The sequence below is a fragment of the Corynebacterium sp. HS2168-gen11 genome, assembly GCF_024834075.1.
In the GTDB taxonomy this organism is placed as follows: domain Bacteria; phylum Actinomycetota; class Actinomycetes; order Mycobacteriales; family Mycobacteriaceae; genus Corynebacterium.
Genome location: NZ_JANUXR010000009.1, coordinates 106,869 through 130,946 on the forward strand (window position 1 = coordinate 106,869; position 24,078 = coordinate 130,946).

General features: G+C 49.2%; 10 protein-coding genes. 7 read left to right on the top strand and 3 right to left on the bottom strand.

Annotated features, from left to right (window positions below):
* Positions 1-264 precede the first annotated feature (264 nt).
* From NXS99_RS07755 to pyk, 6 genes are all read left to right on the top strand, one after another.
* Positions 265-993: a HisA/HisF-related TIM barrel protein gene (locus tag NXS99_RS07755; RefSeq protein WP_259288093.1), complete on the top strand. Its 729-nt coding sequence runs from the start codon at positions 265-267 to the stop codon at positions 991-993.
* Positions 990-1,781 carry an inositol monophosphatase family protein gene (locus NXS99_RS07760; protein WP_259288094.1) on the top strand — a complete coding sequence of 264 codons (792 nt, stop codon included), beginning with the start codon at positions 990-992 and terminating at the stop codon, positions 1,779-1,781. The genes NXS99_RS07755 and NXS99_RS07760 overlap by 4 nt, the downstream gene beginning before the upstream one ends.
* Positions 1,782-1,925: 144 nt before the next feature.
* Positions 1,926-2,558 (top strand): TIGR02234 family membrane protein, encoded by a 633-nt coding sequence (locus tag NXS99_RS07765; RefSeq protein ID WP_259288095.1) that lies wholly within the window; start codon positions 1,926-1,928, stop codon positions 2,556-2,558.
* Between the two features lie 108 nt (positions 2,559-2,666).
* On the top strand, positions 2,667-3,476 hold the full coding sequence (locus tag NXS99_RS07770) for an indole-3-glycerol-phosphate synthase (RefSeq protein WP_259288096.1): 810 nt from the start codon (positions 2,667-2,669) through the stop codon (positions 3,474-3,476).
* Positions 3,477-3,545: 69 nt separating this feature from the next.
* Complete coding sequence (gene lgt, locus NXS99_RS07775; RefSeq protein WP_259288097.1) at positions 3,546-4,436, top strand: prolipoprotein diacylglyceryl transferase; 891 nt, start codon at positions 3,546-3,548, stop codon at positions 4,434-4,436.
* Positions 4,437-4,578: 142 nt separating this feature from the next.
* Complete coding sequence (gene pyk, locus NXS99_RS07780) at positions 4,579-6,003, top strand: pyruvate kinase (RefSeq protein WP_259288098.1); 1,425 nt, start codon at positions 4,579-4,581, stop codon at positions 6,001-6,003.
* Between the two features lie 340 nt (positions 6,004-6,343).
* On the opposite strand, the gene NXS99_RS07785 is transcribed toward pyk, so the two are convergent.
* From NXS99_RS07785 to NXS99_RS07795, 3 genes are all read right to left on the bottom strand, one after another.
* Positions 6,344-8,731, bottom strand: a complete 2,388-nt coding sequence (locus NXS99_RS07785; protein ID WP_259288099.1) for a glycogen/starch/alpha-glucan phosphorylase — start codon at positions 8,729-8,731, stop codon at positions 6,344-6,346.
* A gap of 774 nt (positions 8,732-9,505) precedes the next feature.
* Positions 9,506-16,939, bottom strand: a complete 7,434-nt coding sequence (gene pulA / locus NXS99_RS07790; protein WP_259288100.1) for a pullulanase-type alpha-1,6-glucosidase — start codon at positions 16,937-16,939, stop codon at positions 9,506-9,508.
* Between the two features lie 214 nt (positions 16,940-17,153).
* Entirely contained in the window at positions 17,154-18,371 is a 1,218-nt protein-coding gene (locus NXS99_RS07795; protein ID WP_259288101.1) for an amidohydrolase, read from the bottom strand.
* Positions 18,372-18,964: 593 nt separating this feature from the next.
* On the opposite strand from NXS99_RS07795, the gene NXS99_RS07800 reads away from it, so the two are divergent.
* Positions 18,965-24,078 (top strand): GEVED domain-containing protein (locus NXS99_RS07800; RefSeq protein ID WP_259288102.1); only part of this gene is annotated, 5,114 nt, incomplete at its 3' end.

Below are 24,078 nucleotides of genomic sequence, written 5' to 3' on the forward strand. Positions count from 1 at the left end.
GTCGATGCGAGTTGCGGACAGCTGGTGGCACAGGCAATCGGAGTCACGGGTAAGATGTCGCGAGCAAGGGGAGTGCCGGCAAGGGGGCGGGCAACCTGTCCCTGCCGAAGTGATGCGGGCAACGTGACGCAAGCAAGGGGAGTGCCGGCACTTGAAGTTTCATACGACGATGCGGATATTTAACTACGCGTGAATACCCCATGAAAGAAGCGACGGAAGAACAATCTTGCCCGTGGGTGATAAGACATTGATACACTGGTGTGCATGACGTTTACTCTTCTTCCTGTAGTTGATGTTTCGCAAGGTCACACCCTAGATCTGCAGCGTGGTACAGCAGACTTAAACCAAGAATCTGCTTGCGCATTTGCCACCGCATCACAGTTGCAAGCACAAGGAACAACCTGGCTGCACATTGTTGATCACGATGCAGCCAAGCATCGCGGCAATAACGCTAAGCTGCTGACCAAAATCATGCAAGAACTCAATGTTCAGGTAGAACTCACTGGCGGCATCGACAATGAAGCAGCGATACACAACGGGCTAGCACTTGGCGTACACCAAATTGTCATTGGTGCGGTTGCGCTAGAAAATCCGCACTGGTTACCTGGTATTTTTCAGCGACACGCAGACAAACTCGCCGTTGCATTAGCCGTGCATCAGCGCGATGGACAGTGGCGAACCAGCAGCACTGCTGTATTACCCGATGGTGGTGACCTCTGGGAGGTACTCGAACGCCTGGATGCTTATGGATGTCGGCGGTTTATTCTCACCGAACCAGAGCATTCAGGTGGCATCACCAATGACTATTGCGATCTATTACGCGATGCAGCTGCTGCAACAGAGGCCACAATTGTTGCTGGCAGTGGAATGACAAATGTGGCAGACATCCAACAAGTCGCATCCTATGCGCACGAAGGTGTGCGAGCGGCACTGCTGCGCCAAAATTGGTCGAATCAGCAAGTGAATCTCGTAGAAGCGTTCGCGTGCCTATGATGTGTATACCAATCTCGCAACTCGAGCAGTACTATCACATTGCCACCGAGATCCTTACCGAAGCTGAAACCATGTTTTCAGCCGGTATGGGGGCAGATCCACTGGTGATGAAAGAAACTGGCGATTTTGCCACCCAAGTAGATCTGAATATTGAACGCTACCTGCGGCAAAGTTTGTTCGAGCGCACCAATATTCCTGTCTACGGTGAAGAATTTGGCGGCGATCAAGCTCAATCAATGTGGGTGATTGATCCAATCGACGGCACTGCAAATTACGCGGTCGGCAATCCAATGTCAGCAATCTTGATCAGTTTGATTCATGCTGGCAAACCTGTCCTTGGCATCACGAGTATTCCAGCTACCGGCCAGCGTTTTGCAGCCTATACTGATTCGCCATTATTGGCATGCACCACTGCCACCAGGTTATTCCCCGATCGAGCAGATACCAGTAACCACATCGGACTTTCATCGCTCATTGCCACCTATGATTCCCCAATGCCTGAAATCTTAGAGCATGGCTTAGAACCACTGCTCAAACATGAGCATTTACGTGTGCGCATGATAGGTTCAGTAGGCATTGACCTTGCGTATGCTGCCGCTGGTATTTATACCGGTGCTGTAAGTTTTAGTCCGCATTTGTGGGATAATGCTGCAGGCGTCGTCCTTGCACAAGCAGCAGGATTAACAGTGACAGATTTATATGGTAACCCGTGGCAACTTGATTCTCGTGGCAGTATTGTTGCCCGCCCTGCAATTCATCGCAGCATTTTGCAAGCATTACGAAGCTAGGTGGTGCAGGTGCGCGTCGATAAGCTTCATACGAGAAGATGAGCGTGTGGCTGTTGCTAGGAGGAACGGGCCGTTGAATACGCCTGCAGCAATTGTCAGACTGGTGATTATCAAGGTTGTGGGAAACAGAGAGGTCGTAATCGGATGAAACACGCGCAAGCCGCAATTGTGCTTGGACTGAGTGGAGTTGCATTATGGGTGCTCACGCGCATGCAATGGCTTACTGTTGCAGCCTTTGATGATAAATCCGGTGCAAAACAATTAAGCCTCACCGGTGGACAATGGCATCCAGAAATTGTGGCTATTGGCATGTTGCTGATGGTTGCTGGAGTGATTGGGCTTTCGCGCGCGGTTATCTTGCGACGCATCAGTGGCGTGTGTGCAGGACTGGGTGCAGGTGCGGTGGCAGCTATCAGCGCGTTGAGTGTTGTCAATGAGCCAGATCAAGCCCAGATTTTAACGTTTTTGACATCTTCGCAGTTCACGCATCGACTGTCGGCATGGGCGACAATCGAGCAGCTAGAAGTCCAGAGTGCGCCACCAATTCTGACAGTGATCTGCGCGCTGATTGGCTTTGGTGCAGCATTAGTAGGTCTTGCAAGCACAAACCAAACTGCACAACGTGAACAAACACGACGTCGCGATAAATATCAGCGTGCCGCGGTGAGTCGAGATCATATAACTGAAGATTTACGGACTGATCCTGAATCTGAGCGGGTGCTGTGGGATGCATTAGACGCTGATATTGATCCAACTGATCAGGACGGAAGAATATAATTACCCCCGCGAATTTTTTAATCAAAATTTCAACCGTTAGCCTTAAAGAGTAGTAATACTTTTACACATATCTTCCGATCGTTAGTTCAGCAGTAAAGGGACAATTACGTGGGCGCAGTTTTCGATGACATTATTGCTGGCGTGCAGCAAGACGTCCAAGCGCGTGAAGCGGTGGTGTCGTTTCAAGAGATTAAGCACCGCTCGCGTACCAGTGCACCGCAGCTTCGCGACGTCATCGAGGTGCTTTCCAGGCCTGGATGTCAACTGATTGCTGAAGTTAAAAAAGCTGCTCCTGATAAGGGCGTGATTGCAGCAATTGATTCTGCTGTGAATCTTGCTCGTCAGTTTGAAGCCGGTGGAGCAGCACTGATTGCCTGCCATACTGATCAGCGCAATTTTCATGGATCGTTAGAGGAAATGGCTGAAATTCGCCGCAATGTCAGTGTGCCAATTTTATGCCGCGATTTTATTATTGATCCATACCAAATTCACGAAGCTCGCTGTTATGGAGCCGATATGGTGCCACTTCGAGTAGGGGTATTAGAACCTTCGCAATATGTGAGCCTGCTCGATCGGATTCAATCACTGGGGATGGTTGCCTTATCTGAAGTACGCAATGAGCAAGAAGCCTCCCTTGCCATTGAAGCAGGTGCACGCGTGATCGGTGTCAATGCTCGTGATTTTGAAACGATGCGCTTAAACCGCAGTGCGTTTGGCGATATTGCTCCTGGTATTCCTAGCCATATTATTAAAATTGCACTTTCTGGCGTGCGCACGGCCAAAGAGCTTTATGATTACGCAGCTGCTGGTGCCGATGCCGTGGTGATGGGAGAATCGCTCATGACTGCACATTCGCCACAAATGTTTACGCGTTCCTTGGTTTCAGCAGGTCAGCATCCAGCTTGCCCACGTAGGTAGCAAAACCTCTCATTCTTCGGCACACTTATAGGCAGCAATGTCGATAATTTTTCTTGTATTGGAGTTTTTGTGCTCATCACAACCCTTGCCGCAATTCCGTCACCACCACAAGGCGTGTGGTTTTTAGGTTATGTTCCAATTCGCGGATACGCCTTAAGCATTATTTGTGGAATCTTCGCTGCTATCTGGTTAGGCCGGCGTCGATACGCAGCACGAGGTGGTAACCCTGAACTGATTTTAGATGCTGCAATCGTTGCTATTCCTGCAGGTATTATTGGCGGGCGCGCCTACCATGTGATGACTGACTGGCAAAAATACTTCTGTAGTGATTGCAATCCTATTGACGTTTTCAAAATTACCAACGGTGGTTTAGGCATCTGGGGTGCAGTAGTCCTTGGTAGCCTTGCCGTTTGGGGATATTTGCGATTCAAAGGTGTGCCATTTGCACCATTTGCAGATGCACTTGCACCTGGTGTGGTCTTAGCTCAAGGCATTGGGCGGCTGGGCAACTGGTTTAATCAAGAACTCTATGGTGCAGAAACTACTGTGCCGTGGGCATTAGAGATTTATCGTCGCGTCGATGAGCAGGGTAACTTTGCACCGATTACGGGTCATTCCACCGGCGAGATTCTCTTGACCGTGCATCCGACGTTCTTATACGAATTGCTCTGGAATGTGCTGGTATGCGTGGTCATTATTCGACTCGATGCGATCTTACGCCTGGGCTATGGCCGCGTGTTTGCGTTGTATGTTGCCTGCTATACCTTAGGAAGGTTCTTCATCGAGAATATGCGAGTTGATGAAGCCACCATGATTTATGGCATGCGCATTAACGCCATTGTTGCAGTTGTTGTCTGTTCGGTAGCCACATTGGTCTTTTTCCGATTGCCAAAAGGCAGAGAAGACGCAAGTGCCGTACAAGGTGGGAAACTTAGCACCGCCGGTACTGTTGTGACATAGTTCTCTTATTTGAGGGAGCCGGATCAGAAAAGTCCATGTATCTTTGCCTGAAGGTGAAAGATACATGGACTTTTCTGATGAAAAAGTGTGATCTAGGTAGTGTTGTTCGCATTGCTGCCTCGATCGGATTAATCTTAAGGGCATGAATCGTCGCACAAAAATTGTTTGTACTCTAGGCCCTGCAGTTGCAAGTAAAGATGCCATTCGCCGCTTGGTTGAAGATGGCATGGATGTCGCCCGCATGAACTTCTCCCACGGTGACCATTCCGACCATGAACAAAACTATCGTTGGGTTCGTGAAGCGACTGATGAAACTGGTCGCGCAGTTGGCATTCTGGCTGACCTCCAAGGCCCAAAGATTCGTCTTGGTCGCTTCATCGAAGGCAAGACTGTGTGGGAAAACGGCGAGATCGTTCGTATCACCGTTGATGATGTCGAAGGCACGCACGATCGCGTGTCCACCACCTACAAGAACCTCGCACGTGATGCGAAGCCTGGCGACCGCCTGCTTGTCGACGACGGCAAGGTTGCACTCGTGTGTAAAGAAGTAGACGGCAATGATGTTGTTTGTGAAGTCGTCGAAGGCGGACCGGTTTCAAATAACAAGGGTGTTTCATTGCCAGGTATGGATATTTCGGTACCTGCACTTTCTGAAAAAGACATCATCGACTTGCGTTTCGCACTCAAGCTTGGCGTTGACTTCATTGCATTGTCTTTCGTTCGTTCCCCACAGGATGTGGAACTTGTCCATGCAATTATGGACGAAGAGGGACGTCGTATTCCAGTGATTGCAAAGCTGGAGAAGCCAGAAGCAGTCGACGCTTTGGAATCTATCGTGCTTGCATTCGACGGCATCATGGTTGCTCGTGGCGACCTTGGTGTTGAATGCCCACTTGAGCAGGTCCCATTGGTGCAGAAGCGCGCAATTCAAATTGCCCGTGAAAATGCAAAGCCTGTAATCGTGGCAACCCAGATGCTCGATTCCATGATTGATAATTCCCGCCCAACCCGTGCAGAAGCATCAGACGTGGCGAATGCTGTGCTTGACGGTGCCGATGCTGTGATGCTTTCCGGTGAAACCTCTGTTGGTATTGATCCACACAACGTGGTTCGCACCATGAGCCGCATTGTTGCTTCCGCAGAACATGATGGCCAAGTACCACCACTGGCACATATTCCACGTACCAAGCGTGGTGTTATTTCCTATTCTGCACGCGATATTGCAGACCGTTTGAATGCAAAGGCAATGGTTGCCTTCACATCTTCTGGTGATACCGCAAAGCGTGTTGCACGTTTGCGCCCACACCAATCGCTGCTGGTGTTTACTCCATTTCCAGAGGTTCGTAGCCAGTTGGCACTGACCTGGGGTGTAGAAACCTTCCTGACGCCGTTTATGCACAACACTGATGAAATGTTGCACCAGATCAACGCACACTTGTTGGCTATGGATAGCTACAATAATGATGATTTGATGGTTGTTGTTGCTGGTACCCCTCCTGGAGTATCCGGTAATACCAATATGATTCACGTGCACTTGCTTGGTGAAGTGGCCACAATCGCGGAATAAACGTATCCGTACGCAGAGCAACGCCAGTTTGTAAAAGGTGTGTCAGTGTTTATGACACATCCGATAACAAACTGGCGTTTGTTGTCGGAATTACATGCTCATGAATTGCCTGTGAGAGAAACAGTACTGTTGCCTTAAAGGTGGCGCACGTAGGCGCAATGCTTGCACGTAGGCAGGTTCATGCGTGCATGACAGCTCTTTGATCGGAGCAACCAGAGTGATGGAGCATAGTGGCCTGCACAGCCCACATCAGCACAAAGGTAAAGAAATAAGCGCGAAGTCCTTGGAAGAAGAATCCTTCCAAGGACTTCGCGCTTGATATCGCTAGGCGATTGAATGTTTAGATCTTGGTTGCTTCAAGCTTCCACACTTCGCGAGCATAGTCGCTAATGGTGCGGTCGGAGGAGAAACGACCAGATTCACAGATATTCACCCAGCACATGCGTGCCCAGTGCAGACGATCTGCGTAGAAGTCATGCGCCATCTTGTCGCGAGTCTCGCGGTAAGAAGCGAAATCACCGAGAACATAGTACACATCTGGAGTTTCCCAGCCGCCGCCATCAAGCAGTGAGGAACGCAAATCGTGGAACATACCAGAATTGTTGTCGTTGAGGTGACCGTCGACAAGCGCATCAAGCACACGCTTGAGGCCAGGAACGGTCTCATACTCGTGGTAAGGGTTGTAATGTGCGCGCAATTCAGGCAACTGCTCAACCTTCGCGCCGAAGATATAAGCGTTTTCGTCACCAACGGAATCCAGAATCTCAACATTGGCGCCGTCGAGTGTGCCCAAGGTTAATGCACCGTTCATCATGAACTTCATATTCGAAGTACCGGATGCTTCCTTACCAGCGGTAGAAATCTGCTCGGAAACATCAGCAGCTGGAATAATGTGCTCGGCAGGGGAGACGTTGTAGTTTTCAACGAATACAACGCGCAAGGTCTTGGAAACCACAGGATCGTTATTGATCAGCGTTGCAATTTCGTTGATGAACTTAATAATTGCCTTTGCGCGAACATAGCCTGGAGCTGCCTTCGCACCGAAAATGAAGGTACGAGGTGCAATATCAGTTTCGCCATCTTCCTTAATACGGAAGTACAGATCAAGCACGTAGAGTGCATTCATCAGCTGACGCTTGTACTCATGCAAACGCTTGATTTGGACGTCGAAAATGGAAGTTGGATCAACATCAATGTCTTGACGCTGCTTGATCCAGGTTGCAAAGTCCTGCTTGTTGGCATCTTTAATGTCCAACAGTTCTTGCATAACTGCGTCATCGTTTGCATATGGCAACAGTGCCTTAAGCTCGTCGAGGTTGGTGACCCAAGCATCGGAACCAGTCAAGCGAGTCAGCAGATCAGACAGGCGTGGGTTGCACATCTTCAACCAACGACGTGGGGTGACACCATTGGTTTTGTTGTTGAACTTCTCTGGCCAAATGCCGTACCACTCTTTTAAGGTTTCTGCCTTAATAATTTCAGTGTGCAATGCTGCCACACCATTGATGGAATATGCAGCGTAGCAAGCCAACCAAGCCATATGCACAACACCATCACGCACAGGTGACATGTAATGAATTTGGCCTTCATCGATGCCGCGAGCACGCATATCTTCACGGAAACGACGGTCGATCTCAACGACGATCTCGAAGACACGGTGGAACAGCTGCTGGAAAATCGAAGTTGGCCACTGCTCAAGGGCTTCAGCCAACACAGTGTGGTTGGTATAAGCGAAGGTTTCAGTCACAATCTTCCAGGCTTCATCCCAGCCAAGACCATGCTCGTCCATCAACAGACGCATCAACTCAGGAACTGCCAACACTGGGTGCGTATCGTTGAGCTGAATGGAGTTGTACTTGCCAAAATCAGCAAGATCTTTACCATGATGCGCAATGTAATTATCGATCATGGCCTGCAGGGAAGCAGATACGAAGAAATACTGCTGGCGAACGCGAAGCACCTTGCCGGCATAGGTGGTGTCATTTGGATACAGCACACGGCACAAGTCCATGACCCGCTCGCGCTCGACGATAGCGTCGGTAAAGCGCTGCGAGTTGAAAGCATCGTAGTCGAATTCTGAAAGTGGCTCAGATTTCCACAGACGCAACGTACCAACATTGTCGGTGCCATAACCTGTGATTGGCATGTCGTATGGTGTTGCGCGAACAACCATGTCGTCGAAAGTTACAATGCGCTGCTGATCTTCGCGACGCACGACGAATGGATAGCCGTCTTCTTTCCAAGCATCAGGTTCTTCTGTTTGGAAACCGTTATCGAAATTTTGCTTGAACAGACCGTAACGGTACAAAATGCCATAGCCGGTTACTGGATAATCTTGGGTGACAGCAGAGTCAAGGAAGCATGCAGCCAAGCGGCCCAAGCCGCCGTTACCAAGAGCGGCATCGTTTTCAGCTTCAAGTACGTCAGATAATTCGTGTCCAAGCGCACGGGTGGCACGTTCTGCTTCTTCGGTCAGACCCAGATTGGTGAGATTGTTCAGAAGCGCACGGCCCATGAGGAACTCAGCCGAAAAATAGTGCTGTTGGCGAGTTGCGTTATAAGCTGCGGTGGTCTTCTCCCAATTGTCTGCTAGCTGTTCCATAACAGAACCAGACAGACCGAACCAGAACTTACGAGCAGTTGCTGATGCTGGAGTTGAGCCAGCAGCGGCACGGACGTGGCCGGCTACAGTTGATTCCAAAGATGGAAGCGAGTGAAAAGCGTTCATATTTGAGAATGATCTCCTGAACTAGACAATAATGATTTCAAGGAAACTCTCAAGAGTTTCTACGGAGTCTTAGTCTAGCTAAAAGAAACATAAAAACTTAGTACAGCTGAGCTGTTTTCAGGTGAATACGTGTTGCGATTTGGTTTTGATGTTGGAATCATCTGATCAGTGACTTCAAAAATCTTGAGATTAACGTACAAAAGCACAGGTAAAGACTAATTTTTAGAGATATCGCACAAAGGTTTGAAACGGTAGTGTGTCAAGAATGTGTAAGTGACCACATTTTTGCTTTTCGACACGGTTGCGCCCTATTGTGCACGTTTTATGTGGGAATAGAGTGGGGGAGACGTCCGAATCACAAACAATCAGACACTAAGGAATACTTACCGCCGCAAGTATTCGGCACAATCAGCTGCGGTGAGCATATGCAAGTATTCGGCACAATCAGCTGCGGTGAGCATATGCAAGTATTCGGCACAATCAGCTGCGGTGAGCATATGCGAGGGGTCGGATTATCGAACTGGCAGATGTCGCGCTTGATGAGCGGTTGGTTGCACGCAACAGGTCGTTGATGATGCTTGGCTGGCGATTGGTTGTGGGCAGTTACCAACTCTTGCATGGTCATTACGTCTTGTACACCACGCTCAAAGATGACGATCAATCCCCAGATCATTGAGCGTGCGCAGGTGTGAAATACACAATGTGGCCGGTGCCTACAACCGTACAGGTTTCAGGCGCCGACCACATTGGGATGTGTGTCTTACGGCAAAGTCTTTAGAAGTTCAAGGCTTTCCGCAATGGACTATTTTTGTCGTGAACTAACCCGACAAAGATTGAACCCAAGAGTCCAAGGACCGCAAGCAGAATCGGAATCCACTTGAAGACTGAAGACAACATGTTTTTCTGCGGTGTTGGCAGAGGTGCTGGTTGCTCAGTCGTTGGCTTTGGCTTCGCGGTGGTGCTTGGCTTTGGCTTCGGTGTTGGCTTTGCGGTGGTGCTTGGCTTTGGCTTCGCACTCGTGCTTGGCTTTGGCTTCGGCGTTGGCTTTGCGGTGGTGCTTGGCTTTGGCGCAGGCTTGTCGCTAGGCGTTTGAGGCTTCTCAGGCTCAGGCTTGACCGGCACCACGAAAGTAGTCGTGGTGGTGTAGCTGACACCATCGATGGTGACTGTCACCGGTACTTCGTAGGTACCACTTGGTGCATCATCAGCAGCAGTGATAGTGCCATTTGGCGCTACGTTGATAAATGCCGGTGCTTGATCACCCTTAGCAAAGCTAAACCCTGCCGCCTCAGCAGCATTTGGCGTCGAGCTTTGCTCTTGCTGCTGCCAGGTTGGCGCAATCACAACTGCCACGGTGGTGGTATCGGTTGAACCATCCGCGTAGGTCACAGTTACTGGAACATCGTGTTTGCCAGGCTGTGCGCTCGCTGGTACCGCAATTGCGAGTTTGCCATCGGCAAGCAGCGTTACCGCCCAATCTGCCTTATCAGTTGCCACAGTGGCAGTATCTGGCAAAGTTGCCGTGCCAGCTGCTTGTGCTTGCGCATTTGGCTTCGCCAAGGCAGCAACTTTCCAGGTCGGATCGTAGCTATCAGCAACTTGCGCCTTCACCGTGACTGGAACCTCAATGGTTTCAGTGGAACCATCAGAATAGGTCACCACAACTGGCACAGTGTAGGTGCCAGGGGTTGCCGAATCGATGGTCAGCACACCTTCTGGCGAAATCGTCACACCTGCTGGAGCGTTCGCGCCAAGGGCAAAGGTGGTGTTTTCACCAGCACCTGTCACTGGGAACGTACGCGCCCCTAAACCAGCAACCGCTGCAACTTCACCAAATGCTGGGTCTAAGGTTTCTGCCAACGTTGGTTTACGCTTTTCGACGTTCACCTCAACCTCAACAGTCTTTCGTGAGCCATCTGGGAAGCGCAGCTCAAGCTCCACAGTTTCTGATCCAACAGCAGTACCTGCAACAGTGAGCACACCATCTGCATCAACCATAATTGTCACATTTGCTGGAGTACCAACAACGCTGACTTCCATACCAGCAACAAAATCTGTTGGGTGCGTGCTGGTCGTGGTTTGCTCGACAAGTGTAGTTGGTGGATAGGCCGTTGTGGCACTATCAGCTTGATTCTTTGTCACGCTAATGGTTGCAGTGAGTTCATCTTGCGAATCATCACTGTAGGTAGCTGTGATACGAACCGTGACCATACCTGGATCAACGTCGCTACCAGGGGCAGCAGTGATCGTGCCGTTATCAGCAATGCTGACCCACGCAGGAGCGTCGACAAGCTTATAGGTCACATCTGCAGGAAGTTCTTCGGTTGCATCGGTGGCCTTATGCACCTCCCCTGTAACAGCGGTGGTACCACGTACTGCGGTGATGGTATCCCAGGTTGGCTCATGAAGGGTCTTGAGCTCTTCTTGCTTGAGGTGCTTCATAAACACCACGCTGCGAGCTGGAACAGTCAGATCACCGGTTTCTTTTGCCCATTTCACCTCGGTTGCAAGGCGCGTATCGGCAACTAAGTGCTCCGAAAGCTCAAGTTTTTGATCCTTCAGTGATGCAACTCGGGTGGTCTGCGGATTCGGGCTTGCGTTGATGATAATCAACGCACCTTCGAGATCAGGGTCAACATCATCACCGTTGCGATCGTCAATATGCATGGCGATGACACCATCAGCAGCACCTGGGAAGGAAACCTTTTGCTGAATCTTCTCAAGCTCACCCAAACGGGTCAGTGGGGTAGAACTGCGCAATTTCACCAGCTCAAGCGCAAGCTTGTTGGCTTGCTGCAAATGAGCGGCATCAGCTTTTAAGTTCTGGTTGTTCAGCAAACCACGGTACAAATCCCAGTGATCGCGATTTTTTTCTGCGACTGGTAAGCCCACACCGAAATTGTGCTCGGTGCCGGAAAGATCCAGCTTATTAAAGTGATCACCTGAGTTATAGGAGTCGCGGTCTAATGACTTCGAACGCATAAACTCCGTACCTGCATGCCAAAACGCTGGTGATTGTCCTAATGCAACTGTTGCCAGCTGGACAGTATTCATCCGAACACGATCATCCATGGACAAGTTTTCAGGCAGCTGCAACACAGAAAGGTCATACAAGGTCTGATTATCGTGAGCATCGATGTAGTTCACGGTATCGCCAGGGAGCAAACCATAACCTACACGTTGGTTATCGAGGTAAAGATCCTTACCTTTCTTACGGCCACTTGCAGAATCAAATTCAAATTCTTGTAAGTTGCCGGCCATGCCAACTTTGATCACATCTTGTAAGTGACGCAAATGGCCAACGCCTTTCGACGGCGTGCCGTTATCTTCCAACCCTAAACCGGTACCGAAGCCTTGTTCACGTCCTTCGTGACCATGCACACCGTTGCGTAAACGATCGTTGAAGGTACCAATATTCGTCCCAGCAAGATTGGTTTGAATTGCTTGGTTGAAACGAGCATTATTGGCGACTTCACCGAAGTTCCAGCCTTCACCGTAGAGATAAATCTTGGAACCATCGATGCCGTCCTTGGCAACAGTTAATTCTGCCAGCGCATCCTTAACAGCTTGCAAGTTGGCAACACTATGGTGGCCCATCAAGTCGAAGCGGAAACCATCGACGTGGTAATCCTTCGCCCAGCTGACTACCGAATCAACCATGAGCTTTTGCATCATGGCATGCTCGGTTGCGAGGTTATCGCAGCAGGTAGAATTGGCAATCTTGCCATCTTCTAACAGGCGATGATAATAACCTGGCACCACCTTATCCAATACGGAATGTTCACTTTGACCAGCACCGAAGGTGTGGTTATACACCTGGTCAGAAACCACGCGCAGTTTCATATTTGCCAGAGCTTGTACCATTTGTCGATACTCTTTGACTCGACCTGCCGCAGACATATCAACGGCATAGGAACCTTCTGGAGTCATGTAATGATATGGATCATATCCCCAGTTAAAGCCGTCTTCCTTGGCATGGGCAAACATTTCAGCTTGCTGAGCCTCATCGGCTGGACCAGCTGCTGGAATCGTAGGATTCACCGGATTTTGTTCTGGAATCGACGCAATATCATTCGTCGGCAGCAAGTGAATCGAGTTCACACCTGCAGCTGCCAATTCCTTCAAATGTGTTACACCATTGGAACCTTCATCGGTAAATGCAAGATACTTACCACGGTGATCTGCCGGCACGCTTTGATCTGCAATGGAGAAGTCGCGAACATGTAGTTCATAGACCATCTGATCAACTGAGCGATCCAAGGACGGAATCACAGTGCTATCCCAACCTGCAGGTTTCAGCGCATCATCAGCCAGATTAATCATTACTGAACGCTTTGAATCCGCAGTCAGACCGCGTGAATATGGGTCAGTCACAATATTGGTCTCGACCATGCCAGTCGAAGGTGCCCAGACCTTCACCTGATACATATACGCACGATTACGCCATTCTGGCTTACCTGCAACCGACCAAATACCAGAGGCATCATCTTTGGTCAGCGCGACTGTTTCAACCGGATCGCCTTCGCCCTCACTGTCGCCATAGACGAGCAAGGAAACTTCCCGCGCAGTCGGCGCCCACAGATGCGGCGTTGGAGTATCGCCAGCCCATTCCACACCCAAGGTGCTTTGTGCTTGTGGAGCATATACCGCATCCAGCACACCAGGAATCTGCACACCAGTTAATGCCAGTGGTGCATTATCGTGGAACAACGCCAAACCTAAACCGCCGAGCAGTAATTCCTTAACTTTTTGCTTATCGACGTCCTGTGGCAGCGTGAAGGTTAAATAATCCCGCAAATGTGGATATTTCGCACCAAGATCCGCGCTTAAACCACCGCCAGCTTCTAAAGCAATCGTTTCGGCTGCAGCTTGTGTCGAAGAAACACCTGTTCCACCAGCAATTGCTGGAGCACCATTGTCGACCCGAATCAGTTTTGCTGCCACAGAAAGTGCCGAGTTCCCAGCAAGCAAACTCCGCGGAATTGCAATGGTACGTTCATCGAGCCATTGCGCGAATGCTCGTTCCATTTCCTTCGAGCCACGATCCTTGAAGTTCCACGTCAACGTGTTGTTAGATTCCGTCCACGTGTAGTGAATCAGTGAGCCCGTTAGCGTCGAGCCATCAACGCGATAGTTTTGATCATTCGGTGCGCCAAACTGCTTGCCCCATTGCAAACCATAGACGACCTTAAGCTGATAATCGCCTGCAGGAACTTTTGGTGATTCAAATTCATACGTACCTGCGCTGGTGCGAGTCATTAACTGTGCCAAACATGCAGGATTCCAGTTGCCGTATTGATCACCAGCTCCGCGTTCTGGGGCAGTAGTTGGGCATCCTAATGCGCCACCCATGGTGCCAGTTAAGGTAATTGGCTCATGTTCTGCCGTATTAAAGAATGCGTGTGTGACACGGTTGTAATAGAAGGTCACCCGTTGTGGATTCGCCAGACTAAACTTCGCATTCTTCGCGTTTCCGCCAACGCCTTCATCTGTGAGTGCTTGCTGATCCGCACGACCATAGTTTTCATCCCACGAGCCATTCAGCGCAATCTTATACTCATGATCGCCAGCAGGAAGCTCAATCGAAAGCGTTGACCAATCGCTATGCGGATCATCTTGGAAGTTTAAGACCTTACATTTTTCATCCCAGTCTTTCACGCAGCCTTGTGATTGCGAGAAGCTACCGGCAAGCACTGCACCCTTTGGCAGATCAGTTTGTTCAGCACGCAGATTCGTGCCAACCACACCCCAGCCACTAGAAGCCGTTGGAGTATTATCCGCATCAACAGTAACCGCACGATATTCCACGATCGTGCCGGCAGGAAGTGCTGAAACATCATGCAATACACGTGCATTTTGGCCAGTATCGGTACCTAATGGCTGCCAATCGCGCTCGCCAAGCTTGCGCCATGCAAAACTGGTTTCACTCCAGTTATCACCGGAAATATCCGTGGCAACTTCAGCAAAACCTGAAAGCTTATCGCCGTGGAGTGTAAGTCCACCGGTTACTGCTCCAGCAAGCTTGGTGCCATTTACCTTATACACCACAGCGCTTAAGCCTGGAACGCGGATACTCACGTCGCCATTTGCACCAGTACTAATGGAATCGTCACTCTCACCAAACAGTTTCGTAAATGTAGCGTTCTTCGTCAACGCCTGTAACTGCACCTGTTGCTCATCAGCATGGTTATTTAATGCAACGAGATATTCTTCCTTTTCATCGCGATCAACACGAGAAAACGCATAAATACCTGTACCGTTGGTGGTCCAACGTTCAATCTGCGCACCAGTGCGCAATGCCTTGTGTTGCTTCCGCAGCTCAGCAAGTTGATGAATGTGCTGATACAGAGGTGCTTGCGTATTAAAGTGTGCACCGGATCCAAATTCAGTGCCATCGAGCAAACGCTCTTGCTTGACACGTTCAACTTGGGTGGCAAACATATCCTGGCGCGTTGCTTTATCGTCGCCAGAACCATTATCGTTTTGGCCGACGAATCCTTGTTCGTCACCGTAATACACCACTGGTTGGCCACGCGTTAAGAACATTAAGGAGTGCGCAAGTTTCGATCGCTTCACCGGCTCAGAATTATTCCGAACAAAGTATCCAATACGGCCCATATCGTGGTTGCCTAAGAAAGTCGGCAAATCCGATGCACTGGAATGATCGGTGGTGTAGTAATCATCAGCTGCAAAAAGATTTTGCAGCTTTTGGGTGCTATGACCATTAGCGAACTCTTGGGCAATATTTTGGAAACCGAAGTCTAAAATCGAGTTCATCTCGGTGTTGCGAACATACGGTGCCAAATCGCTGGCAGCACGATCATAGACCTCACCAAACATAAAGAAGTCAGGTTTGCCTTGATCTTTTGCATACTGTTGGATTTGGCGAGTCCAGTCTTGCCAAAATTCAAAATTGACGTGCTTGACAGTATCGATACGGAAACCGTCAAGACCAAGTTCAACCCACTTTTTATAGATGTCAACCATGCCGTTGACAACCTTTGGGTTTTCAGTCATTAAATCGTCAAGATTCGCAAAATCACCAGTCGTGACTGACTCGCCATGCCAATTGGTGTTGCCGCGATTGTGATACAACGTATCGTCGTTCAGCCAATCAGGCTTGAGAGTAATAGAGGTATCACGGGTGACGGTGTACGGGAATGAATTTGCATTTAAGGTCGGGAAATTTTGATCTCCAATATGATCCTTGAGTGCAAATGTTTGGCCCTGAGCGTCACGATATGGGTGGGTAGATTCTGATAAGAAGTTCGCACCATTGCTACCATCGCCACCGGTAAGCTGGATCATATCGGCAGTGTGGTTAATAACAATGTCGAAGTAGACATTCATCCCGCGAGCATGTGCTTGCTGGATCAAGGTCTTCATATCATCATTGGAACCCAAGTGTGGGTCAATTTGGGTGAAATCTGTGATCCAATAGCCGTGATAGCCGGCGGTGGCATTTTCTCCTTCGCCTTGGACCGGACGATTCTTAAATGATGGTGATAACCAAATAGCGGTTGTGCCTAAGCCGGCAATATAGTCCAGCTTGTTGATGATTCCTCGAATATCACCGCCGTGATAAAACGCGCGATCGGTCGGATCAAAACCATCAGTTAATGGCGAACGCACGCCAGTTGGAGCAACTTCACCATGATCATTATTGGTATCGCCGTTTTCAAAGCGATCGGTCAAAATGAAATAGAAGTTTTTATCTGCTGCAGCATGCTTATACGGAGTAGTGATCAGCCCGCGATCAGACTCCGTAAAGGCCTGATCAAGTGTGACTGGAGCAATGCCAATATGCTTGGTTTTAGGATCGAAGCTAAACTCCAGTTCCGTTGCCTGAGCAACCGAAAGTGGAATATTGCTGTCCTTGAAGTTGGAATCACCAAAAGAAGTGTTCCAGTTTCCATCCAGCACAATCTTGAAGTTATATGAGCCGGCAGGAATTTGCAGGCGTTTTACATACAAACTTCCACTGCGCTGCATTTGTGTAGCGGCACAAGTTTCTTGCCAATCTTGTGCGCAGCCAAGTTCGCTTTGAAAATCTCCAGCAATCACCGCTGGAGCATTCTGCGTAGGCTGAGCAAATGCTGTGAGACCAAGGTGCGGTACCTGACTAATCAACGATGTGCCGAGTACGCTTGCACTGGTTAAAAGGGCAAGAAACGCCCTTTTTGTCAGTCTTGAGCTCAAAATATCCACCTCTTTTCCTTCTACGTGCAATACACATCTTTTTCTAAGATAGTGGTCTTGCTCTCTGAAGAAGGTTGAGTGTTGGATACGTCACTCACCTATTGGAGGAGGCATTGTGCATTTCTCAAGCTCGTTGGCTTGGTATGCAAATAACATGTGTTCGATGCCATGTATCTCCATTGCTGCCTTACCTCCTATAAGGGGTAAAACTTTCGATAGGTACTTAAACGTGCAGATAATGCGACACTGCAATCAAGCTAGCCTCGATGCCAGCGCGAATCGTTGGCTCAAAGTCTGGCAAGAAATCTGGCATGTGATTGGCTGGGACTGCTGGTGTTAAGGGATCAGTCGCAACCGCTTGATCCCAGACATCTTGTGGAGTACCACCAATAAACCAGAAGAAATACGGTGCATCAAAAGCGCGCGGAACTTGAGAGAAATCTTCCGATGCAGTCCAAGGCGTGGCGTCTAAAGAAAGTGGCCCAAAGTGAGCGTCGAAAAGCGGGCGCACATCATCGAAAACTGTATGGGTATTATCGGTCAGTGGCGCATGAGCAAAATAGCGGAAGCTTGGCTCAACTGGCGTTCCGGAGGCGAAGCATTCACCGCGCACCACGCGTTCGATGCTGGCATAAAGTTTTGCTTTCACCACATCGTTGTAGGTGCGACAATTCAGCACAATGCGCGCAGTGCCTGGAATCGTATTATTCGAATGGCCAGATTCCAAAGTGCCCACACTAACCACCGCGAATTCTGCCGGCGAAATTTCTCGCCCCACAATGCCTTGCAAGCGCACCACGATCATGGCAGCTAGATAGGTCGGATCAATTGAGTTATGTGGCATTGAGCCGTGCGCTGATTTACCCTCCAACAGAATTTCGATGGAATCGCTCGCTGCCAAAATTGGGCCAGGGCGGGTCATAACGCTACCAGCAGGACCGGCAGTGACATGCTGGCCTAAACATACATCAGGTGTTGGAATGTGCTGAGCTAACCCATCATTGAGCATTGCCAGTGCTCCTGCGCCGTTTTCTTCGCTCGGCTGAAACAGCGCAATAAACGTGCCGGACCATTGATCGCGCCGGGTATCGAGAATCTGGCACAGTGCTAATAGAGCAGTGGTGTGAATATCGTGCCCACACGCATGCATGACACCGGCATTTTGCGAAGTAAACGGCACCCCGGTTGCCTCGGTGACTGGCAGACCATCGAAATCGGCACGCATGAGCACCGTTTTGCCAGGGCCGTTATGAAATACTGCGACAACGCCGTGGCCACCAATTCCAGCAGTTACGGTGCAATCAAGCCCACCAAGCTTTTCGACGATATAGGCCGCAGTCTCTTCTTCTTGCCCAGAAAGCTCTGGATAGGCGTGGAGATGCTGGTAAATGCCTTGTAATTCAAGCAGGTCGATGGCAGATAGGGCAGTAGCAATATTCATAGAGGTGATTCTATTGAATATGTTTACCCCAGCATAGGGGGAAGGTAAAAAGTTCGAATGACCTGTAAGAAATTTGAGTCAAAAGTCACGCTTGGTGCAAAAATATAGAAGAAGATTGAGCGATGCTGAGATATAGGTAGCGTCGAAATTGTTGAACAAAAATGCTGGTAAATGATGGCGCTATCGCGCGATGAAGTTATTGAATAAAAGGTATCGCAGCGGGCTTGTGTGAAAATCTTATGTTTCGCTTTGATAGTTTCGTGAAATCCTATTAAAGAATTGGCTTGATATGGATGGAAACTAGCCTGTGATTATTATTTCAGGCAGGTAGGGGTGATTTTTGAGAGTTGGTGTTGATGGGAATCGTGAATCCTGTGATTTGATAATAAAATGCTTAACGAATGTGTGAAACTTTGACAAAGACTGTCAAACGAGGGAAGATTAATAAGGATTTGTATCTAGGTTTCTATTTTGTAAAACGATGCGTCGGATGCGGAATTACCGTATTTGATGGTTACTTGCACGAGCGGCAAGGTAAAGACCTTGGTTCATCGGCATTTTGAAGTTTAAGTAATTGAGCGGAAAGTAATTTCATGAAAAAGATAGGATCGCAGTCAATTGCAGCGTTGATTGCTGCAACGATGGCCTTTGGTGGTGCCGTAGCATTGCCACAAACCGCACATGCTATTTCTAACTTGCCGTCCAGCCGTTCTCCATATGCGGGAGCGGTGGACTGGTTGGATTGGTCGCAATTTAAAAATCCTGGCCAAACCACGCCAGTCGGAATCGGTACGCCATTACAAGTAGGTGCCACGATTGAATATTCCCCGTTTCAGGGAATTGATTATCAGATCGTTGCAGAAGTTGTTGAGCTTAAGCCTTTTGCGGCAACTCAGCACTATGTTGATCGCTGTAATTATTGGAAAGATCAGCCGAATTCAGGCGTGACCGCTGCTGATTGCGAAATCAAAGATCTTAAGAATACTGCACGGTATCGAGAGATTCCTGCTTCTCCTTTGGTGCAGACGAATCCACGTTATCAGGGCGTGGTGCAGGCAGAGCGTATTAGTAATGCCGGTTGGTCAACTCTGAGTAATACAGGATTCTATAATTTAGCTGATCGAAATGCTGGCGCTGGTTTGGGCGGTGCCGATAAAGCAGGCGACGTCGGTGTTAAAATTCGAATTTCTGCGACTTTTAAGGGCAATCCTGTCAACGCTAATATCGTAGTTGTTGATGGTGAAAGTAACGACCCGGATGAGTTTATGCTCTGGCATACCAATGGTACGCCTTGGGAATTATTTGACCGTCCTAAGTATCCAAATGATCCGTTTGCCCACCCATTCAAACTAGCTGACAATACCACAAATGGTGGTGGGCCTGGCCGTGATACGCGCGTACGCTTGAATAATAATAATGAAGTTGTGCGAGATGCCTATCCAACGAAAGTTTGGTTAGCGCCTGACCAAGTAAGTGGTGGCATTGGTACTCAACTTGCTGGACCATTTAATTCAGGTGGTACGAGGCCGCGCGATCCTAATGCTGATCCTGTTGTGTTGCTGACCAAAGGTGCCAATGAACTTGAGTTCTTCTTGAACACTGTTGGTGGACAAACGACAATGGTCGGCTTCCTGCTGGCAGATATTGGTGACGCGCCAGATTCCTATGAAGATGTAGACAGTGTTTATACACCAGCGTTCCACTATCGCCAGGCAAATGGTATTGCTGGTCCATATTTGGGTAGCAATGCGCCAGATGCTGAAGCGCCATATGGTCAAGATAATGCTGGTGAATGGACTCGCGACGATCGAGTTGGTTTTGGTGATGGACGACCAGGTGAAGGCGATGAAGGCTTAGCACAGCTGGTTCAAGGCATTGCAATACCTGCGCGTCCGGATGGTTCGAAAGATTTTTCGAATCGAGCAATTATTGCAAACGGCACAGATTTTAACCTGAAGGTTAAAGCGTCGAAAGGTTCTGCAACCTCATCACTGGTTCGTGGTTGGATTGACTACAACAACAACGGCAAGTTTGACGCAGACGAACGAGACGCTGCTGCTGACAACGGTGTTGTTGTAAATGCCGACGATCAGGAAATCACTCTTCCTTTCCGAAACGCTGCGCAGCAGATCTTGCGTGCACAAGGTAACCGTAACTGGGTTGGTGCCCGCTTGCGTACTGTGTCTGGAGCGCAACCAGAAGCTATTCAACAACCAACTGGCAATGCTTCCAGCGGTGAAGTAGAAGATGTGCTTCTGCAGATTATTTATCCTCCTGTTGGCCATCGCTATACTTCAACTGGATTAAAAACCCAGACTCAACAGTCGGATCCAATTGCGCCTGACGCGGTTGGTAAGCAATTCAAGGAAACTTTCAATTCGCCACTTGAATTAACTGAAGACGCAACGATCGATGCAACCAAACAGTTCCAATTCGTTGATCCGAATGATGCCACGCAGGTGCTTTCGGGTACCACCTATGAAGCAGCCGGCGAAGGTACCTATGAGTTGGATACTGCAACAGGTGTTATCACCTTCACGCCAGACCCTAACTTCTCTGGTACCGCTAAGGGTGTTGCGATTCGTTCGTGGGACAGCAATGGTCTGAGCACTGGTTGGACATCTGTGCGTACTGAGCTTCCAAATGTGAATAAGGCTCAAACTGGTGCAACTCAGACTATGGACTCTGTCTATATTCCAACGGTTACCAACATCTTGCCAGTGAGCGAAAACGCCACCGCAACGGGATACCAAGGTGAAGATATCTCTGGTACGCCGACATTCCGTGGCGGCAATCAAGGATCTACGACTGTTCCAGAAGATCAGCAGGTTAAGGTAGTACTTTCTCAGCAAAATCCTGCTAAGTTGATTGATCCTGCAACCAATGCTCCAACAGATGCTGAAACTGTAGATGCGAAGGTTGGCGATCGCGTTGTTGGCCTTTATCGGATTAACCCTGAAACTGGCGAAGTAACCTTCGAGCCAACCGATAAGACCTATGTCGGACCAGTTGACCCTGCGACTGTAGAAGCTCGTGATACGTTGAATAACGCTATTCGAGCTACCTTTACTCCAACTATTCTGCCGATTACTCCAACTGGATCCAACGTTGAGTCGATTGGTATTCAAGGTGCGATTCAACAAGGTACTCCTTCGTTCCAACCAGGTCGTGCAACTGCGCCAATCGTGGTAGAACAAACTGTGCTCCTGAATGAGGATGGCACTCCTGCTGGTCCTGAAGGTGTAACGTTACGTAAACCAAATGGTGATTTAATCGGTACCTACACCATTGAAAATGGCGTGGTTACGTTCACACCAGATAAGCAGTATGTTGGTCGACCACCTGCTGCTCGTGTTCGTGCATTCGATACAAATGGTACGGCTGTTGAGGCTACCTATCGGCCAGAAGTAACACCAGTACGTCCAACAATTACTGTTCCAGACACAACTGGCGTTCAAGGTCAACCACAAGAAGGGACGCCAGCACCTGTTGTGGGTGATCAGCGCGTTCCGATTGATCCAGCATCATTGAAGCTGAAGAACACCGATGGTTCTGAAGCTGGCCCAGAAGGTGTTGTTGCAACCAATGCTGCAGGAGAGACTGTAGGTAAATACACAATTGCTAACGGCAAGGTTGTTTTTACTCCAAACAAAGATTTTGTCGGTACGCCACGTCCAGCAATTGTTGAGATTGCTGATGCGAACGGTACGAAGGCAACGACCACCTACCAGCCAACTGTTACTGCTGTGACTCCTACTGCAACGCCTGCGACTTCTAGCGGTTTGCAAGGTCAGCCACAAACTGGTTCGCCAGAATTTACTTCACCAGAACCAAGCGTGACCATTGATAAGACCACTGCTGTTTTGATTGATCCAGCTACGGATCAGCCTACAACGGGTCCTGTAACGGTACGTGATGCTGGTGGTAAGGAAATTGGTAGGTATACCATTGAAAATGGTGTTGTGACGTTCCAGCCGGACCCTACCTTTACTGGTACGCCTCCTGCAGCAATTGTTGAGGCTGCTGATTCAAATGGCACGAAGGTTCGTACTCAGTACCAGCCGACTGTCACTGCTGTGACTCCTACTGCAACGCCTGCGACTTCTAGCGGTTTGCAAGGTCAGCCACAAACTGGTTCACCAGAATTTACTTCACCAGAACCAAGCGTGACCATTGATAAGACCACTGCTGTTTTGATTGATCCAGCTACGAAGCAACCTACAACGGGCCCAGTAACAGTGCGCGATACAAGTGGTAAGGAAATTGGTAGGTATACCATTGAAAATGGTGTAGTGACGTTCCAACCGGATCCTTCATTTACTGGTACGCCTCCTGCAGCAATTGTTGAGGCTGCTGATTCAAATGGCACGAAGGTTCGTACTGAGTATCAGCCAACTGTCACTGCTGTGACTCCTACTGCAACGCCAGCAGAGTCTACAGGACCACAGGGTCAAGCACAGCAGGGAACACCAACGTTTACGCCTGGTGATCCAACGGTCGCAATTGATTCGACGAAGGCTAAGTTGATTGATCCAGCTACTGGTGTGGCTACAGATCAGCCGGTTGTTGTCAATGATGCTAATGGTGCGAAAATTGGTACGTACACCATTGCTGGTGGTGTGGTGACGTTCCAGCCAGTTCTTACCTTTACTGGTACGCCTCCTGCAGCAGTTGTTGAAGCTGCTGATGCAAATGGTACAAAGGTTCGTACTCAGTACCGTCCAACTGTTACAGCTGTGACTCCTACGGCAACGCCTGCAGCTTCTAGCGGTTTGCAAGGTCAGCCACAAACTGGTTCACCAGAATTTACTTCACCAGAACCAAGCGTGACCATTGATAAGACCACTGCTGTTTTGATTGATCCAGCTACGAAGCAACCTGCAACGGGTCCAGTTGTGTTGCGTGATGCAAGTGGCAAGGAAATTGGTACGTATACCATTGAAAATGGTGTGGTGACGTTCCAGCCGGATCCTTCCTTTACTGGTATGCCTCCTGCAGCAATTGTTGAGGCTGCTGATTCAAATGGCACGAAGGTTCGTACTGAGTATCAGCCAACTGTCACTGCTGTGACTCCTACTGCAACGCCAGCAGAGTCTACAGGACCACAGGGTCAAGCACAGCAGGGAACACCAACGTTTACGCCTGGTGATCCAACGGTCGCAATTGATGCGACGAAGGCTAAGTTGATTGATCCGACTACTGGTGTGGCTACAGATCAGCCGGTTGTTGTCAATGATGCTAAGGGTGCGAAAATTGGTACGTACACCATTGAAAATGGTGTGGTGACGTTCCAGCCGGATCCTTCCTTTAGTGGTAAGCCTCCTGCGGCAGTTGTTGAGGCTGCTGATGCGAATGGTACAAAGATTCGTACTCAGTATCAGCCAACTGTTACTGCTGTGACTCCTACTGCAACGCCTGCAGAATCCACAGGACCACAGGGTAAGACGCAGCAGGGAACACCAACGTTTACGCCTGGTGATCCAACGGTCACAATTGATGCGACGAAGGCTAAGTTGATTGATCCAGCTACGGATCAACCTGCAACGGGTCCAGTTGTGTTGCGTGATGCAAGTGGTAAGGAAATTGGTACGTACACCATTGAAAATGGTGTGGTGACGTTCCAGCCGGATCCTTCCTTTAGTGGTAAGCCTCCTGCGGCAGTTGTTGAGGCTGCTGATGCGAATGGTACAAAGATTCGTACTCAGTA

Excerpts from the sequence above, each read along its gene's own strand:
- NXS99_RS07755 (WP_259288093.1), top strand. The coding sequence starts at position 265 with ATGACGTTTACTCTTCTTCCTGTAGTTGATGTTTCGCAAGGTCACACC.
- NXS99_RS07760 (WP_259288094.1), top strand. The coding sequence starts at position 990 with ATGATGTGTATACCAATCTCGCAACTCGAGCAGTACTATCACATTGCC.
- NXS99_RS07765 (WP_259288095.1), top strand. The coding sequence starts at position 1,926 with ATGAAACACGCGCAAGCCGCAATTGTGCTTGGACTGAGTGGAGTTGCA.
- pyk (WP_259288098.1), top strand. The coding sequence starts at position 4,579 with ATGAATCGTCGCACAAAAATTGTTTGTACTCTAGGCCCTGCAGTTGCA.
- NXS99_RS07785 (WP_259288099.1), bottom strand. The coding sequence starts at position 8,731 with ATGAACGCTTTTCACTCGCTTCCATCTTTGGAATCAACTGTAGCCGGC.
- NXS99_RS07795 (WP_259288101.1), bottom strand. The coding sequence starts at position 18,371 with ATGAATATTGCTACTGCCCTATCTGCCATCGACCTGCTTGAATTACAA.